The organism is Pseudomonas sp. GL_117 (genome assembly GCF_057835125.1).
In genome coordinates this window covers 3,182,859-3,196,097 of sequence record NZ_CM174418.1, presented here as the reverse complement: position 1 = coordinate 3,196,097, position 13,239 = coordinate 3,182,859, and the positions used below count along the sequence as shown (strand labels likewise).

Sequence of the window (13,239 nt, the reverse complement as noted above, 5' to 3'; positions counted from 1 at the left end):
TGCCGTGTCATATCAGCTCTTGGCGTTGAGCTTGCGCAGTTCTTCATACGTGGCCGACTGGACGAACCAGAAGCCGGAGATGATGCACCACGTCAACGTACCGCCGACCAGGACCGCCAGGCCCGACAGAAAGCTCGCACTGAACATCGACACCAGGCCAATCAGCCAAACAAAGGCCAAGGCGATGTAGAGAACGGTGTTGTTGACGCTGATGACGAAATCTTTCATGACGCTTCCTTGTAGAGAATATCCCGTTGACCTCCTCAGTGAGATCAACCGCGGCATCATAATGCCATGTGCCAGACCGCGCCAGCTTTGGCCCCGCCGTCGCGCGCAAATGGTAGAGTCGCGTTTTTTCCTGTGGAGCAATGGCATGCACAAAGTGGTAATGGGCGCATTGGTACTGGCAGCGTTGGTCGGTTGCGCAGGTTCGAAGATGAAAGAGGCGCGCTCCGGTACGCCCTACAAAACCCTGGCTTCGGACAAAGCCACGTTGGTGGTTGCGCAGTGCATCCAGTTCGGCTGGCAGGATGAGAGCGTATTTGGCGTGGACGCCGGCGGCTTCAAGGAGCCGAACGGGGCGGGTGGTTTTACCGTGTACACCACCGGCGGCGACTACTTTGTCGACGTGCAAAGCGCGGGTGCGGGTGCCAGCGTCAAGTACTACGCCATTGAAGACAACATGCCTGCCAAGCGTCGCCTGGCAGCACTCGCGACTTGCCTGTAATCCATTGCCTTAGCGGATTTAGGAATTGCCCGGCGGGACAGCCGCCGGACATTGGCTTATCATTCCCCCCGCTCGTTCGGCGTGATGGCTCTTTACCAGTACACGGACGTCGAGGCCGAAGCGTCGGACGAGCATCTTTTTCCTCTAGCGGGGCATATAACCCAAGTGCCAGCGCCGAGGAATCTTCAGCGACAAGACCCCCAACGCCGCTGCCAATCCGCCGCTGACCAGCAGCGCCTTGAGGCCCATCTGCTGCTCAAGCACCGCCCCGATCACCGCGCCGACAAACATTCCAGTCCACGGAATCAGTTGCACACGCCAGCCATTGCGGCGTTCTCCCAGCAACCAGCGCCCCAGGCCGCGGCCAAAGCGCGACAGCGCGCCCGTCACGTACGTCAGCCCCACCGGCAAACCGTTGACCTCTTCGACCGCCGCATTGAGCATGCCCATCGCCAGGATTGCCGCCAGCAAGGCGGGTAGCGCATCGACCATCGGCAACCAGGCGCCAACGCACAACAAGGCGGCAATACACAGCAGCAGCGGCAGGGCATGCCGACGGCTGAAGCGGCTGACCACCACGCCCAACGCGTTGCCGATGACAAAGGTAGCGACGAGCAACAGCAAGCGTCCCGTCAAGCCCAGATCTCCCGCACTGATCGCCACCGCCAGGCGCGTGGTGTTGCCGCTCATGAACGAAACAAAATCACCACTGGCCATAAAGCCAATCGCATCGGTCATGCCCGCCAACACCGAAAGGCTGGCCACCAGCATCATCCCGACCCGGCCGCGCCAGCGCTGGCGGTGGGCAAGTGCAGCATTCACGTATGGCTTGGGGGACGAAGGCAGCATGGGGCCGGGCTCCTGGGTGAAATTATTCGGCCACTACGGTAGGACGCTTTGACACCCCGCGCAATGACCTCAGACACACTCCAGGCGCCAGCCCTCGTTTTCCCAGGTCAAACAGTGCGTCGGCCGGATTGCACGCATGAACGCTTGATCGTGGGACGCCACCAACAGCGCGCCGGTAAAACCGTGTAACGCCTGTTCAAACGCGAGTATCGACTCCAGATCCAAATGGTTGGTCGGCTCGTCCAACAGCAGCAACTGTGCCGGCGTTGCGCGCCATAAGGCAATCGCCATCGCCGCCTTTATGCGTTCGCCGCCACTGAGCTGCCCAAGCGGTTGAGTCACCCGCAAGGCGTCCAGTTGCAACAGCGCCAAACGTGTACGCAGTTCGGCTTCGGCCATCGGTGTGCCGAGTAGCTGGAGCTGCTCGATGACGGAGCGTTGATCGTCGAGTAACGCGAGGTGTTGATCAATATAGGCGCAGGGCACATGTACGCTGCAGACCCCACTGACCGCCCGCCATTGGCCCGCCAGCACCGCGAGCAACGTGGACTTGCCGCAGCCGTTCGGCCCGCGCACGGCGACGCGAACGGCGCCCGCAAGATGAAGGTTGAGGCGGGTGTGCGGTAGCCACGGCAGTTGAACATCCACCAGGCCCAGCACCTGTCGCCGCTTGGGCACGGTCGAGGCGGGCAGCGCCAGCAAGGTCGGCGTTTCATCTTGCACCCGCTCGTAGGCCTGACGCACCTGGGCGTCGAGTTCGTGCTTGTGGGCCGAGTGCGCGCTGCGCACAGTGCTGACGATTTCGCTGGCGGTACTTTTCCAGCGTGCCTTGGTGAAGCGGTCCACGTTAGCCGTTTCGGCTTGTTTGCGCGCGCGCGCGGCATGGCGTTGCAGGCTGTCATGCTCGGTTTGCAGGCGCCGTCTTTCGCGGCTGCGGGCCAGGCGGGCATGTTCCAGGGCCGCGACCGCAGCCTGCTGTTCGGCGTCGCGTTGCAGGCGGTAGGCATCGTAGTTGCCGCCATAGACCTGGGCGCCAAGGGGCGAGAGTTCGATGATGCGCCCCAGGCTGTTGAGCAGTTGCCGGTCGTGGCTGACCACCACCAGGCCGCCGCGCCAACCCGCCAACTGTTGCAGCAGCCAGTCGCGGCCGCGGCTGTCGAGGTGGTTGGTGGGTTCATCGAGCACTAATAGTTGTGGGGCCGCCAGCAACGCGCCGATCAGCGCGACCCGTGCCAATTGGCCACCGCTGAGCTGAGCGGCCGGGCTTTGCGGCGCGAGGTGCGCCAACCCTGCGCTATCCAGCGCGCTGCACAGGCGTTCGCGCAGGTCCCAGCGATCATCGATCAGCTCTAGATCGTGCAGCTGCGCAGTGCCCTCGGCCATGCGTTCAAGTGCAGCCAAGGTCAGTGCTGTGCCTGTCAGATGGGCGATGGTGTCGCCTTGGGCGACATCCAGGCTTTGCGGCACGTAAGCCACGCTGGCGGTACGATTCAGTGTGCCAGTGGAGGGCTGCAGCCGCCCGGCAATCAATTGGGCGAGGATACTTTTGCCCCGTCCGTTGCGCCCGACGATGCCGGTCGGCGTGTGGTCGATGGACAGGGTCAGGTCTTGCAGCAATGTTTCGCCATTGGCGAACTGAAAGCACAGGTGTTGCAGGGAAACCAATGCGGGCAGGCGTTTGACGTCAGTCATCAGCACCTCCAGAAAAATGTCGAACAGGCCAACAAGCGCGCCGGGCGGCTTGTTGCAGATACATTTTGGAAGGCTTAGCTGTTCACGTCGGCGGTCGTCCCGGGAGTCAGAAGGGATGCAAAGCCTAACCCGGCTGGGCTTTTTTCGGCAAGTCTGCGGCTAGCTGCTCCAGAAACATCGCCAGCGCCACCTCTTCCGCCTTGAGCCCTTTGCGTCCCCGTGGCTTGGGCAGCCTGGACAGTTCACCCAGGCTGAAATGCTCCAGCACAGCCGGGTGGATATAACATTTGCGGCACACCGCCGGGGTGTTGCCCAGTTGCTTGGCGACGTCCTTGACCGTCGCCACCACGTGGCGCTTGGCGTCGGATTCCGGCTGCCACTCCAACTCACGCAATACCGCGAGTGCCAGTGCGGTGCCGGCCCAGGTGCGGTAGTCCTTGGCGGTGAAGTCGGCGCCGGTGAGGCTGTGCAGATACGCGTTCACATCCTGGGAACTGACGGTATGGCGCTCGCCGTCTTCGTCCAGGTACTGGAACAGGTTCTGTCCCGGCAACTCCAGGCAGCGCTTGACCACCGTGGCCAGGCGCCGGTCCTTGACGCTGACCTGATGTTCGACGCCACTTTTGCCACGGAACTGGAAGCGGATCTCGCTGCCCTTGATACCCACATGGCGGTTGCGCAGGGTCGTCAGTCCGTAGGATTTGTTGTCCCGTGCGTATTGGGTGTTGCCGACGCGAATCAGTGTGGCGTCGAGCAGCATCACCACCGTGGCCAGGACCTTTTCGCGGGTGAATCCCGGCGCGGCGATTTGCGCTTGCAGTTGCTTGCGCAGCTTGGGCAGGGCCTTGCCGAATGCCTGCAGGCGCGAGTATTTGTCGCTGTCGCGCACTTCGCGCCAGCGTGCGTGGTAGCGATACTGCTTGCGCCCGCGGGCATCCCGGCCGGTGGCCTGGAGATGTCCACGCGGGTCGGCGCAGATCCATACGTCGGTATAGGCGGGCGGCACGGCCAGGGCGTTCAGGCGCTGGATTTCATCGGCGTCGCGGATGCGTACCCCGCGGGTATCGAAGTACTGGAACTTGCCCCGCAGCGTCTTGCGGCGGATGCCGGGCTGGGTGTCGTCGACGTAATGCAGGTCATGGGGGAGGTCGGTGTCAGGCATGGTGCGGTTCCTTGGCAACAATCAGGCCGGTATGCCTGATTGACCGCAGCCGTGTGCAGTCGTGCCAAAAGCTTGCTCAGGCGAGGACCGCCACCGCCTTGATCTGCGCCCACAGCGTCTGGCCGGGATGCAGTTGCAACTGGTCGCGGGAAAAACGCGTGATGCGCGCCAGCAACGGTGTGCCTGCGGCATCCAGGCGTACCAGCACGTGGGCGTTATTGTCGGCGCCGATTTCCTGGGTGACCGTCACTGGCAGGCGATTGAGGATGCTGCTGTGTTCTTCCGCCTGCAGGCTGAGGCTTACGTCACGCGCCTGCACCTTGATCCGCAGCGCCTTGCCCACCGCCAGCGGCGCATGGGCCACGCGCATGTGCAAGGCACTGGCGGGCAGTTGCAGGGTCAGCAGTTGGTAATGTGTGTCATAGGCGCTGACCGTGCCATTGATCACTACGCCGGCGTCGTCGCCCGAGGCCATGGGCAGATCGAGCCGTGCCAGGGTTTCACCGATGGGGCCACTGGCCAGGGCCTTGCCGTCACTGAGCAAGACAAGGTGATCGGCCAGGCGGGCGACTTCATCCTGGGCATGGCTGACGTACAGCACCGGGATGTCCAGCTCATCGTGCAGGCGTTCGAGATACGGCAGGATTTCGCCTTTGCGCTCGCTGTCGAGGGCCGCCAGGGGTTCATCCATCAACAGCAACCGGGGGCTGGTGAGCAGGGCTCGGGCGATGCCGACGCGTTGGCGCTCGCCGCCGGACAAGTGCTGGGGGTGGCGCTCGAGCAAGTGGCCGATGCCCAGCAGTGCGGTGGCGTGGCCCATGTCTACGCGACGTTGCTGACGTGCAATGCGCTTGAGGCCGAATTCCAGGTTGGCGCGCACCGACAAATGCGGGAACAGACTCGCCTCTTGAAACACATAACCCAGCGCGCGTTTGTGCGGCGGTACGAACAGGCCCTTGGCGCTGTCTTGCCAGACTTCGTCGTTGATCTTCACAAAACCGTGTTCGGCCCGTTCCAGCCCGGCGATGGCACGCAGGCAGGTGGTCTTGCCGGAGCCGGAATGGCCGAACAACGCCGTCACGCCACGACCGGGCAGTTGCAGGTTCACGTCGAGGGAAAAGCCCGAGTAGTTCAATTGCAGGCGTGCATCAATCATCGTGGTCAGCTCCAACCCATCTTGGTTTTACGGCTTGAGTAGAGCGCCAGCAACACGAGGAACGCGAACACCACCATGGAGCCCGCCAGCCAATGGGCCTGGGCATATTCCATGGCTTCGACATGGTCGTAGATCTGCACCGAGACCACGCGGGTCTTGTCCGGGATATTGCCACCGATCATCAGTACCACGCCGAACTCACCGACGGTGTGGGCAAAGCCGAGGATCGCAGCGGTGATAAAGCCGGGGCGAGCCAGGGGCAGGATTACGCTGAAGAAGGTGTCCCAAGGATTGGCGCGCAATGTCGCGGCGACTTCCAAAGGACGTGTGCCGATAGCGCAGAACGCGTTTTGCAGCGGCTGCACCACGAATGGCATGGAATAGATCACCGAGCCGATCACCAGCCCGGAGAAGCTGAAAGTCAGGGTACCCAGGCCCAGCCATTGGGTGAACTGGCCGAAGTAACCGTTGGGGCCCATGGTCAACAGCAGGTAGAAGCCGATGACCGTCGGTGGCAACACCAATGGCAAGGCGACGATTGCACCGATGGGGCCGCGCCACCAGGAACGGGTGCGCGACAGCCACAGGGCAATCGGAGTGCCGATGACCAGTAGGATCACTGTGGTCAGTGACGCCAGCTTGATGGTCAACCAGATGGCGGAAAAATCGGCACTCGTTAGCGGCATTTAGAGCTCGTAACCGTAGGACTTGATAACGGCCGCGGCCTTCGGCCCTTTCAGGTATTCAACCAAGGCCTTGGCAGCCACGCTGTCCTTGCCCTTGTTGAGGATCACCGCGTCCTGTTTGATCGGGTCATGCAGGGACGAAGGGACAATCCACGCCGAACCGCTGGTGACTTTGCCGTCTTTATAGATCTGCGACAAGGCCACGAAGCCCACTTCGGCATTCCCGGTGGAGACGAACTGATAGGCCTGGGTGATGTTCTGGCCTTCGACGAGCTTGTCCTTGACCTTGTCGGTCAGGCCTTCTTTGGCCAGCACTTGGGTCGCGGCCAGGCCGTATGGCGCAGCTTTCGGGTTGGCGATGGACAGGTGCTTGAATTCGTTCTTCTTCAAGACCTCACCCTTGGCGTCTACATAACCGTCTTTGGCCGACCACAGCGCCAGGGTGCCGACGGCGTAGGTGAAGCGCGAGCCTTTGACGGTGTCGCCTTCGGTTTCCAGCTTTTGCGGGGTGGTGTCATCGGCGGCAAGGAACACTTCGAATGGCGCGCCGTTCTTGATCTGGGTGTAGAACTGGCCGGTGGCGCCGTAGGCCGCGACCAGTTTGTGGCCGGTGTCTTTTTCGAAATCGGCGGCAATTGCCTGGATCGGTGCGGTGAAGTTGGCGGCGACGGCGACTTGCACTTCGTCGGCGTGGGCCGCACCAAAGGCGAGGGCGGCGACCAACGCGGCCAGGCGTGAGGCACGAATCTTCATAGAGCAGCTCCTTAAAGGGTGTACGGCTTGTTATAGGGAGAAGGCTTTACCGCTATCTACGGGAATATATAGCGGTTGGCCATTGCCGGTACAGTGCCAAGTTGCCCCAGGTGTCAGTTCTTGTTGAGTTTGGCCAGGGTCTGTTCGGCCAATTGGCGCGTCAGGTCATAGGTGGACAGCTCTTTGCCCAGGCGCAACGCCTGGCCTGACCACAGGTTGCTGAAACCCGCTTCATCCTTGGCCTTGAGCGGCATCAGCGCGCCCCCGGACCTTGGAAATGCCGGCGCCAGGATATTGATCGGGCCCAACTCGCGCATGACCCGGTTGAGGATGCCGCGTGCCGGCCGGCCGGTGAACAGGTTGGTCAGCGCGGTTTCACTCGCCTGGGCATGGCGCAGTGCATAGTGGTGGGCTGCGCTGACGCTGGCTTGGGGCGTAAATAGATACGCCGTTCCTACCTGCACGGCGGAAGCGCCCAAGGCGAACGCCGCCACAATCCCACGCGCGTCGGCAATACCTCCGGCGGCAATCACCGGTACATTCACGGCGTCGACGATCTGCGGCAGCAGCGCGAACAAACCGATTTGAGTGTTGAGGTCGTCGCTCAGGAACATCCCACGATGCCCGCCAGCTTCAATGCCCATGGCAATGATCGCGTCGCAGCCGTGTTGTTCCAGCCAGATTGCTTCTTCGACAGTCGTGGCCGATGACAGTACCTTCGCCCCGGTAGCTTTCACACGCTCCAGCAAGCCTTTTTCCGGCAGGCCGAAGTGGAAACTGACCACTTCGGGGCGGAACTCTTCAACCACTTGGCAGGCGGCGTCGTTGAACGGCGCACGATTGGATACCGGCGTAGGCGCCTCGAAGTCAGCGCCCAGTTCGCGGTAGTAGGGTTCCAGCAATGCTTTCCAGCGCTGATCGCCGGCTTCATCCGGTTCGGGCGGTTGGTGGCAGAAGAAGTTGACGTTGATCGGGCGCGTGCTGCCTTGGCGGATAGTGGTCAAGGCTTCACGCAGTTGCTCGATGCTCAGGGTTGCCGCCGGCAGCGAGCCGAGCGCGCCGGCCGCATTGGCGTCGATGACCATGGCAGCGGTCGTCGCCCCGGCCATCGGCGCTTGAATGATCGGCACTTCAATGCCCAGCAGGTCAAGAAGGCGGGTGTCTGGCCAGGTGCTCATGGGGTGCGTCTCCAGCTTTAGTAGGATTTTTCGCTGTTTTAGCAGGGCCCTTGGCGGTCGGCCAGTCTGTTTTATTCACTGGACGCAGGTACATTTTCGTGTTGCTCAAGGCTGGCCTTCGCGCTCCAGCAAGCGCCGCTTGCGTTCCACCCCCCAGCGGTAACCCGATAGCTCGCCGTTGCTGCGCACAACGCGGTGACAGGGAATGGCCACCGCCAGGTTGTTTGCCCCACAGGCCTGGGCCACCGCGCGGTACGACTTGGGCGCGCCGATACGCTCGGCGATCTGCGCATAGCTGGCGGTGCTACCCAGGGGGATGTCCCGCAAAGCTTGCCATACCCGTTGCTGAAAGGCCGTGCCACGCAGGTCCAGCGGCAAGTCCAGGCCCAGGGCGGGGGTTTCGATAAAACCCACGACTTGCGCGATCAACTGTTCAAAGCCACGGTCAGCGCCCACCAGTTCGGCCTTGGGGAACTGATCCTGTAGATCACGCACCAGCGCATCCGGGTCATCGCCCAGCAGGATCGCGCAGACGCCACGGTGACTTTGTGCGACCAGAATCGCCCCCAACGAGCATTGGCCGACGGCAAACAACATTGCGCTGTTGGTGCCGCCGGCCTTGTAGTCGCTGGGCGTCATGCCGAGCAGTTGGTCGGCAGATTCATAAAAGCGGCTGTTGGAGTTGAAGCCGGCGTCATACAGCGCATCTGTGACCGAATGCCGGCCCTTGAGCGCCTCGCGCACTTTGCGTGAGCGCCGGGCGTTGGCGTACGCCTTGGGCGTCAGGCCGGTGACGGCTTTGAACACGCGATGAAAATGGTAGGGGCTGAGCCCGGCGTGCGCGGCCAGCGTGCTGAGGCTGGGCGGGGCGTCGGCCTGCTCAATCTGGCGGCACGCCTCGGCCACCAGGTGCGCGTGGTGTTCCGCCAATTGGGTCTGATCGCCGGCCGCGCGTTTACTCGCGCGATAGCCTGCGGCCTCGGCTTGCGCCGCAGTGTCGAAGAACTGGATGTTTTCCGGGCGTGGCAGCCGCGAGGCGCTGCTGGGGCGGCAATACACACCGGTGGTTTTGACCGCATAGACGAACAGCGTATCGGCCTTGGGGTCGCGGGCGACGACGGCGGCCCAGCGCGGGTCTTGTTCGGTTTTCATGGCCTCTGCACTCTGAATGGAGATGCGTAGGTTAAACGCAGCGCACCGGCCTGACACTCTGAAGCTTGCGCTCGAATTATCCTGCCGTGCGAAACGTCAGGTTGATGCGTTGCGGGCCCATGATCGGGTGCAGGCCTTCCTTGATTGGCATCACGCCGTGAAAACGCAGGCGGTCAACGCCGCCCCACACCACCACGTCACCATGAAACAGCGAAATTTTTTGCGTCTTGTCACTGCGTTCATGGCCACCAAACAGGAAAATCGCCGGCAAACCGAGGGACACCGATACCACGGGCGCGTCGAAGCGCCGTTCATTCTTGTCCTGGTGCAGGGACATTTTCGCACCCGCAACGTAGCGGTTGATCAGGCAGGCGTCGGGGTTGAAGTCGATGAAACCGGCATCTGACGCGGCCAGCACGGCCAGTTCACGCAGCTCATCGGGCATCGCTGGCCAAGGCTGCTGGCTGCGCGGGTCCAGCGAGGTGTAGCGGTAGCCGTGGTGCGCGCTGGTCCAGCCCAGCGCACCACAACTGCTCAGTGCTGCCGACATGGTAAAGCCGCCCGGGGTCACCATTTGCCGAAACGGGGATTGCGCCAGAATGCCGCGTAGCGCGGGCAGAAGGCGATCGATCCAGGGCAGGGCGTAGCCCCTTAGCACGTAGGACTCATCGCCGATTTGTTCACGCCCTGCGGGTTGTTGCAGGGCGTCATCGGCAAACAGGTCAGCAGTGGGGCCGGACATCGGCTTACAGCGCCTTGCTCACAGTGATGTCGGTAATTTCATCACTGGTATCGTGAATCTTGGCCAGGGCTTGCTTGGCTTCTTCCACGCTGTTGCTGTGCAGTTGGGCGAACTCGAAACGGCGCTCGCCGTTGAGTTTGTACTTGATGACGTATTTGGTGGTGGTCACTGCTTGTTTCCTGTGAAGGGCCCGGATCAGCTCAGTTTGGTGCTGGTACGACGGACGATACGGATCTTGTGGGACAGCGCTGGTTTGCGGGTCACGCTGATGGCGCGGCGGGTGACCACATCCAGCGTGATGTTCCAGAAACCGGTGCTCGGTGCGGTGATCTTGGCTGGGAACTTGTCGAACGCGCCGCCGTGGTAGGTGTGGCGGCCGCCATTCTTGAAGCTGCGGAAATTTGCGTCGCTCATCAGACGGATATTACAAGTCTGTGAGCATTCGATGACGACAATGTCTCCCTCATTGAGGTGCTCGCGCTGGTGGATGAATTTCATGGGGGGCGTCTCCAGAAGGACTTTTTCTGAAAAATCAGAACGATACGTAGGTTAAGATAGAGTTTATCAGCCCCAGCGCTTTTATTATCGGGCCGTTGTCGGTGACATCGACAATTTAAAACAGTTTTTTCTCGAGTTATCAGGGATAAATCCTACGTGGGCGGGAGAAAATTACCATCCCCGCTGTCGTAGGGTCTTTATCGGAGGTTTTATATGAAGTGGAGTGTGTTGGTTCTGGCCCTGGCGATAGGTGGCTGTGCTTCGGTTGCCGATATCAAGCAGACCCCGCCCACCCTTGCGGTCATTTCCGGCAAGAAGCCGCAGGAATATGCCGCTTGTGTGGTGCGCAAACTATCGACCACCCGTCGTCCGCCGCAGATCGAGCCGCACAAGGATGGTGTACGGGTGATCGTGCCGCAGAAGTTTTCCGCCGACCCTTCCGCGATTTTTGAAATTGAAGAACGCTCCAGCGGCAGTAGCATCAAGCTCTACGAGAGCATGTCCAATGTGCCGATCCGTCCGGGTGATGTGAAAAAGGCTGGGGAAGATTGCATTTCTGGCTGATGCCGTTACGGAATATCCGATATGAAACGTGAACACGTCACCGCCCGTAACGCCGAGGGTCAGATCTCGGCCACCCATGTCATCCAGAATCCCGCCGACCTTGGCGAGTGGATCGTCTTCTTCAAGAAAAGCGGCGGGCGCAGTTTTTTTCTGGTGGACGAACACGATGAAGTCGAGTCCTTTGCCAGCCTCGATGACCTGACCGAAACCCTGCGCGGGCTAGGTATCAAGTTCGCCGAGATTCACCTGTAGCCTATTTGCACACCACCACGACGCTGCGGCTTTTATAGTTGCCGACGTCTTTGCCCAGGGTTTTGTCGTCTTCACTCAAGGCCGGCGTGCCCTCGGTGCCGACGATGCGGTAGCCGGTGCCTGCACACGAGGCGTCGGCCTTTTCGTAGCAACTGGCCCAGGAATTGGCCTCGCCCGAGCAGTCGACGGTCAGGCCTTGTTCGCCGTTTTTCAGGTAGACGTCAGATGTAGTGGTGCACCCGGCAAGCGCCAGTACCGCAGTCAGTGCCAGTATCTTATTCATGGATAGGTCGTCGTAGAAGGTGTTGGAGGACGCGCGGACCCGGTTGTGGGGCGTCTGCGCAAGACTATAGCGAACTGCCATCTGGGTACAGACAAACACAAAAAAGCCCCGTTCAACGGGGCTTTTTACGCGGCGCGCCAGGGCTTATTTGCCTTTTGGGCGCTTGCTCGATGCGTGGCCGGCTTCATCCACAAACACCTCGGCAACCGCAATCGCCTGGCTTTCGCTGGCGAAAGCCCCGGCGACGCTGTCACCGTGGAAGTTGATCAGGTGCCAGCCATCAGCACGCTTGGTGATCAGGTAGCCGTTTACGCCTTTTGGTTCTGACATCTATCGAGAATCTCGTGGTCTGGATCAAGGGGGTAATGATAGCGCCAAATGTCGCACCGCCGCCCAAGTTATTACGGGTCAATGTGCAGTGCCGAAAAGCGTGCTACAAAGGTTGCAGCCCTTTAAATCGTGAGGTGCAGGCATTTTTTGCCGTGCCGGTGGTGACGCTGTTCGTAAGATTAGTGGAACTTACGCCGACATTTTTTCTCTATGTTGACATCGCAACGCCAGCAGGACCCATTGTAAGGTGACTGCGGCCTGATTAGACTGCGCCGAATTCCGTACGCACAGCCCTTTGTAAGGACTTATATGATCAAGAAATGCTTGTTCCCAGCAGCCGGTTACGGCACTCGCTTCCTGCCAGCGACCAAAGCCATGCCTAAAGAGATGCTGCCGGTGGTGAACAAGCCACTGATTCAGTACGGCGTCGAAGAGGCACTGGATGCCGGCCTGAACGAAATCTCCATCGTGACCGGTCGCGGCAAGCGCGCACTGGAAGACCACTTCGACATCAGCTACGAGCTGGAAAACCAGATCAAAGGCACCGACAAGGAAAAATACCTGGTTGGTATCCGTAAGCTGCTGGACGAGTGCTCGTTCTCCTACACCCGTCAGACCCAGATGAAAGGCCTCGGCCACGCCATCCTGACCGGCCGCCCGCTGATCGGTGACGAACCGTTCGCCGTGGTCCTGGCAGACGACCTGTGCGTCAACCTGGAAGGTGATGGCGTGCTGACCCAGATGGTCAAGCTGTATCAGAAATACCGCTGCACCATCGTTGCCGTTCAAGAAGTTGATCCTCAAGAAACCAACAAGTACGGCGTTATTGCCGGTGACGACATTGGTGATGGCCTGATCCGCGTACGCGACATGGTTGAAAAACCAGCGCCGGAAGATGCCCCGTCGAACCTGGCGATCATCGGCCGTTACATCCTGACGCCGGACATCTTCAAGCTGATCGAAGAGACCGAGCCAGGTAAGGGCGGCGAAATCCAGATCACCGACGCCTTGCTCAAGCAAGCCAAAGACGGTTGCGTGATTGCCTACAAGTTCAAAGGTCGTCGTTTCGACTGCGGTGGCGCTGAAGGCTACATCGAAGCAACCAACTTCTGCTACGAGCACTTCTACAAGACTGGCAAGGCTTACTGATCCACGGTTGCCAAACCTGTTTCAAGAGAAAGCCACCTTAGGGTGGCTTTTTCGTTTTTCAGTCCC

Annotated in this window: 18 protein-coding genes; 4 read left to right on the top strand and 14 right to left on the bottom strand. The window is 60.8% G+C overall.

The window, feature by feature from the left end:
• Nucleotides 1-12: 12 nt before the first annotated feature.
• Complete coding sequence (locus AC3ISR_RS14265; protein WP_192300001.1) at nucleotides 13-228, bottom strand: hypothetical protein; 216 nt, start codon at nucleotides 226-228, stop codon at nucleotides 13-15.
• Between the two features lie 145 nt (nucleotides 229-373).
• On the opposite strand from AC3ISR_RS14265, the gene AC3ISR_RS14260 reads away from it, so the two are divergent.
• The gene (locus AC3ISR_RS14260) at nucleotides 374-727 is read left to right on the top strand and encodes a hypothetical protein (protein ID WP_489324262.1); all 354 of its coding nucleotides are present in this window, start codon (nucleotides 374-376) and stop codon (nucleotides 725-727) included.
• A 144-nt stretch (nucleotides 728-871) separates the two neighbouring features.
• Here the strand turns inward: AC3ISR_RS14260 and AC3ISR_RS14255 are convergent, their stop codons facing one another.
• The 11 genes from AC3ISR_RS14255 to AC3ISR_RS14205 all read right to left on the bottom strand — a co-directional run bounded on the left by AC3ISR_RS14255 (nucleotide 872) and on the right by AC3ISR_RS14205 (nucleotide 10,595).
• Nucleotides 872-1,576: a YoaK family protein gene (locus AC3ISR_RS14255; protein WP_192300003.1), complete on the bottom strand. Its 705-nt coding sequence runs from the start codon at nucleotides 1,574-1,576 to the stop codon at nucleotides 872-874.
• 69 nt (nucleotides 1,577-1,645) lie between these two features.
• A complete protein-coding gene (locus AC3ISR_RS14250) occupies nucleotides 1,646-3,268 on the bottom strand; it encodes an ABC-F family ATP-binding cassette domain-containing protein (RefSeq protein WP_192300004.1) in 1,623 nt (540 codons plus the stop codon).
• Between the two features lie 124 nt (nucleotides 3,269-3,392).
• A complete protein-coding gene (locus tag AC3ISR_RS14245; RefSeq protein ID WP_192300005.1) occupies nucleotides 3,393-4,430 on the bottom strand; it encodes a DNA topoisomerase IB in 1,038 nt (345 codons plus the stop codon).
• Nucleotides 4,431-4,506: 76 nt separating this feature from the next.
• On the bottom strand, nucleotides 4,507-5,586 hold the full coding sequence (gene modC / locus AC3ISR_RS14240) for a molybdenum ABC transporter ATP-binding protein (protein ID WP_463983773.1): 1,080 nt from the start codon (nucleotides 5,584-5,586) through the stop codon (nucleotides 4,507-4,509).
• A gap of 5 nt (nucleotides 5,587-5,591) precedes the next feature.
• A complete protein-coding gene (gene modB / locus AC3ISR_RS14235) occupies nucleotides 5,592-6,272 on the bottom strand; it encodes a molybdate ABC transporter permease subunit (protein WP_192300007.1) in 681 nt (226 codons plus the stop codon).
• A complete protein-coding gene (gene modA / locus AC3ISR_RS14230) occupies nucleotides 6,273-7,025 on the bottom strand; it encodes a molybdate ABC transporter substrate-binding protein (protein WP_489324261.1) in 753 nt (250 codons plus the stop codon). It lies immediately after the preceding gene.
• Between the two features lie 113 nt (nucleotides 7,026-7,138).
• Nucleotides 7,139-8,203, bottom strand: coding sequence for an NAD(P)H-dependent flavin oxidoreductase (locus AC3ISR_RS14225; protein ID WP_489324260.1), 1,065 nt, complete (start codon nucleotides 8,201-8,203; stop codon nucleotides 7,139-7,141).
• 105 nt (nucleotides 8,204-8,308) lie between these two features.
• A complete protein-coding gene (ada, locus tag AC3ISR_RS14220; protein WP_489324259.1) occupies nucleotides 8,309-9,355 on the bottom strand; it encodes a bifunctional DNA-binding transcriptional regulator/O6-methylguanine-DNA methyltransferase Ada in 1,047 nt (348 codons plus the stop codon).
• Nucleotides 9,356-9,431: 76 nt separating this feature from the next.
• Entirely contained in the window at nucleotides 9,432-10,097 is a 666-nt protein-coding gene (gene alkB / locus AC3ISR_RS14215; protein ID WP_489324258.1) for a DNA oxidative demethylase AlkB, read from the bottom strand.
• A gap of 4 nt (nucleotides 10,098-10,101) precedes the next feature.
• A complete protein-coding gene (locus tag AC3ISR_RS14210; RefSeq protein ID WP_463983768.1) occupies nucleotides 10,102-10,266 on the bottom strand; it encodes a hypothetical protein in 165 nt (54 codons plus the stop codon).
• Between the two features lie 26 nt (nucleotides 10,267-10,292).
• Nucleotides 10,293-10,595: a DUF1883 domain-containing protein gene (locus AC3ISR_RS14205; RefSeq protein WP_003173824.1), complete on the bottom strand. Its 303-nt coding sequence runs from the start codon at nucleotides 10,593-10,595 to the stop codon at nucleotides 10,293-10,295.
• A gap of 213 nt (nucleotides 10,596-10,808) precedes the next feature.
• Here AC3ISR_RS14205 and AC3ISR_RS14200 point away from each other — a divergent pair, with 213 nt between their 5' ends.
• The gene (locus AC3ISR_RS14200) at nucleotides 10,809-11,159 is read left to right on the top strand and encodes a hypothetical protein (RefSeq protein ID WP_192300012.1); all 351 of its coding nucleotides are present in this window, start codon (nucleotides 10,809-10,811) and stop codon (nucleotides 11,157-11,159) included.
• Nucleotides 11,160-11,180: 21 nt separating this feature from the next.
• Nucleotides 11,181-11,411: a hypothetical protein gene (locus tag AC3ISR_RS14195; RefSeq protein ID WP_489324257.1), complete on the top strand. Its 231-nt coding sequence runs from the start codon at nucleotides 11,181-11,183 to the stop codon at nucleotides 11,409-11,411.
• A gap of 1 nt (nucleotide 11,412) precedes the next feature.
• On the opposite strand, the gene AC3ISR_RS14190 is transcribed toward AC3ISR_RS14195, so the two are convergent.
• Both AC3ISR_RS14190 and AC3ISR_RS14185 read right to left on the bottom strand, forming a co-directional pair.
• Complete coding sequence (locus AC3ISR_RS14190; RefSeq protein ID WP_192300014.1) at nucleotides 11,413-11,694, bottom strand: hypothetical protein; 282 nt, start codon at nucleotides 11,692-11,694, stop codon at nucleotides 11,413-11,415.
• Nucleotides 11,695-11,838: 144 nt separating this feature from the next.
• Nucleotides 11,839-12,024: a hypothetical protein gene (locus AC3ISR_RS14185; protein ID WP_012724166.1), complete on the bottom strand. Its 186-nt coding sequence runs from the start codon at nucleotides 12,022-12,024 to the stop codon at nucleotides 11,839-11,841.
• A gap of 309 nt (nucleotides 12,025-12,333) precedes the next feature.
• Between AC3ISR_RS14185 and galU the strand changes: the two genes are divergently transcribed.
• Nucleotides 12,334-13,173 (top strand): UTP--glucose-1-phosphate uridylyltransferase GalU, encoded by an 840-nt coding sequence (gene galU / locus AC3ISR_RS14180; protein ID WP_003212579.1) that lies wholly within the window; start codon nucleotides 12,334-12,336, stop codon nucleotides 13,171-13,173.
• The last annotated feature ends 66 nt before the right edge of the window (nucleotides 13,174-13,239 follow it).

What these genes read in the sequence shown, in the direction of transcription:
- modB (WP_192300007.1), bottom strand. Translation starts at nt 6,272, where the DNA reads ATGCCGCTAACGAGTGCCGATTTTTCCGCCATCTGGTTGACCATCAAG.
- galU (WP_003212579.1), top strand. Translation starts at nt 12,334, where the DNA reads ATGATCAAGAAATGCTTGTTCCCAGCAGCCGGTTACGGCACTCGCTTC.
- AC3ISR_RS14245 (WP_192300005.1), bottom strand. Translation starts at nt 4,430, where the DNA reads ATGCCTGACACCGACCTCCCCCATGACCTGCATTACGTCGACGACACC.
- AC3ISR_RS14205 (WP_003173824.1), bottom strand. Translation starts at nt 10,595, where the DNA reads ATGAAATTCATCCACCAGCGCGAGCACCTCAATGAGGGAGACATTGTC.
- AC3ISR_RS14260 (WP_489324262.1), top strand. Translation starts at nt 374, where the DNA reads ATGCACAAAGTGGTAATGGGCGCATTGGTACTGGCAGCGTTGGTCGGT.
- modA (WP_489324261.1), bottom strand. Translation starts at nt 7,025, where the DNA reads ATGAAGATTCGTGCCTCACGCCTGGCCGCGTTGGTCGCCGCCCTCGCC.
- AC3ISR_RS14190 (WP_192300014.1), bottom strand. Translation starts at nt 11,694, where the DNA reads ATGAATAAGATACTGGCACTGACTGCGGTACTGGCGCTTGCCGGGTGC.
- ada (WP_489324259.1), bottom strand. Translation starts at nt 9,355, where the DNA reads ATGAAAACCGAACAAGACCCGCGCTGGGCCGCCGTCGTCGCCCGCGAC.
- AC3ISR_RS14250 (WP_192300004.1), bottom strand. Translation starts at nt 3,268, where the DNA reads ATGACTGACGTCAAACGCCTGCCCGCATTGGTTTCCCTGCAACACCTG.
- AC3ISR_RS14255 (WP_192300003.1), bottom strand. Translation starts at nt 1,576, where the DNA reads ATGCTGCCTTCGTCCCCCAAGCCATACGTGAATGCTGCACTTGCCCAC.
- AC3ISR_RS14225 (WP_489324260.1), bottom strand. Translation starts at nt 8,203, where the DNA reads ATGAGCACCTGGCCAGACACCCGCCTTCTTGACCTGCTGGGCATTGAA.
- modC (WP_463983773.1), bottom strand. Translation starts at nt 5,586, where the DNA reads ATGATTGATGCACGCCTGCAATTGAACTACTCGGGCTTTTCCCTCGAC.
- AC3ISR_RS14200 (WP_192300012.1), top strand. Translation starts at nt 10,809, where the DNA reads ATGAAGTGGAGTGTGTTGGTTCTGGCCCTGGCGATAGGTGGCTGTGCT.
- alkB (WP_489324258.1), bottom strand. Translation starts at nt 10,097, where the DNA reads ATGTCCGGCCCCACTGCTGACCTGTTTGCCGATGACGCCCTGCAACAA.
- AC3ISR_RS14185 (WP_012724166.1), bottom strand. Translation starts at nt 12,024, where the DNA reads ATGTCAGAACCAAAAGGCGTAAACGGCTACCTGATCACCAAGCGTGCT.
- AC3ISR_RS14265 (WP_192300001.1), bottom strand. Translation starts at nt 228, where the DNA reads ATGAAAGATTTCGTCATCAGCGTCAACAACACCGTTCTCTACATCGCC.
- AC3ISR_RS14195 (WP_489324257.1), top strand. Translation starts at nt 11,181, where the DNA reads ATGAAACGTGAACACGTCACCGCCCGTAACGCCGAGGGTCAGATCTCG.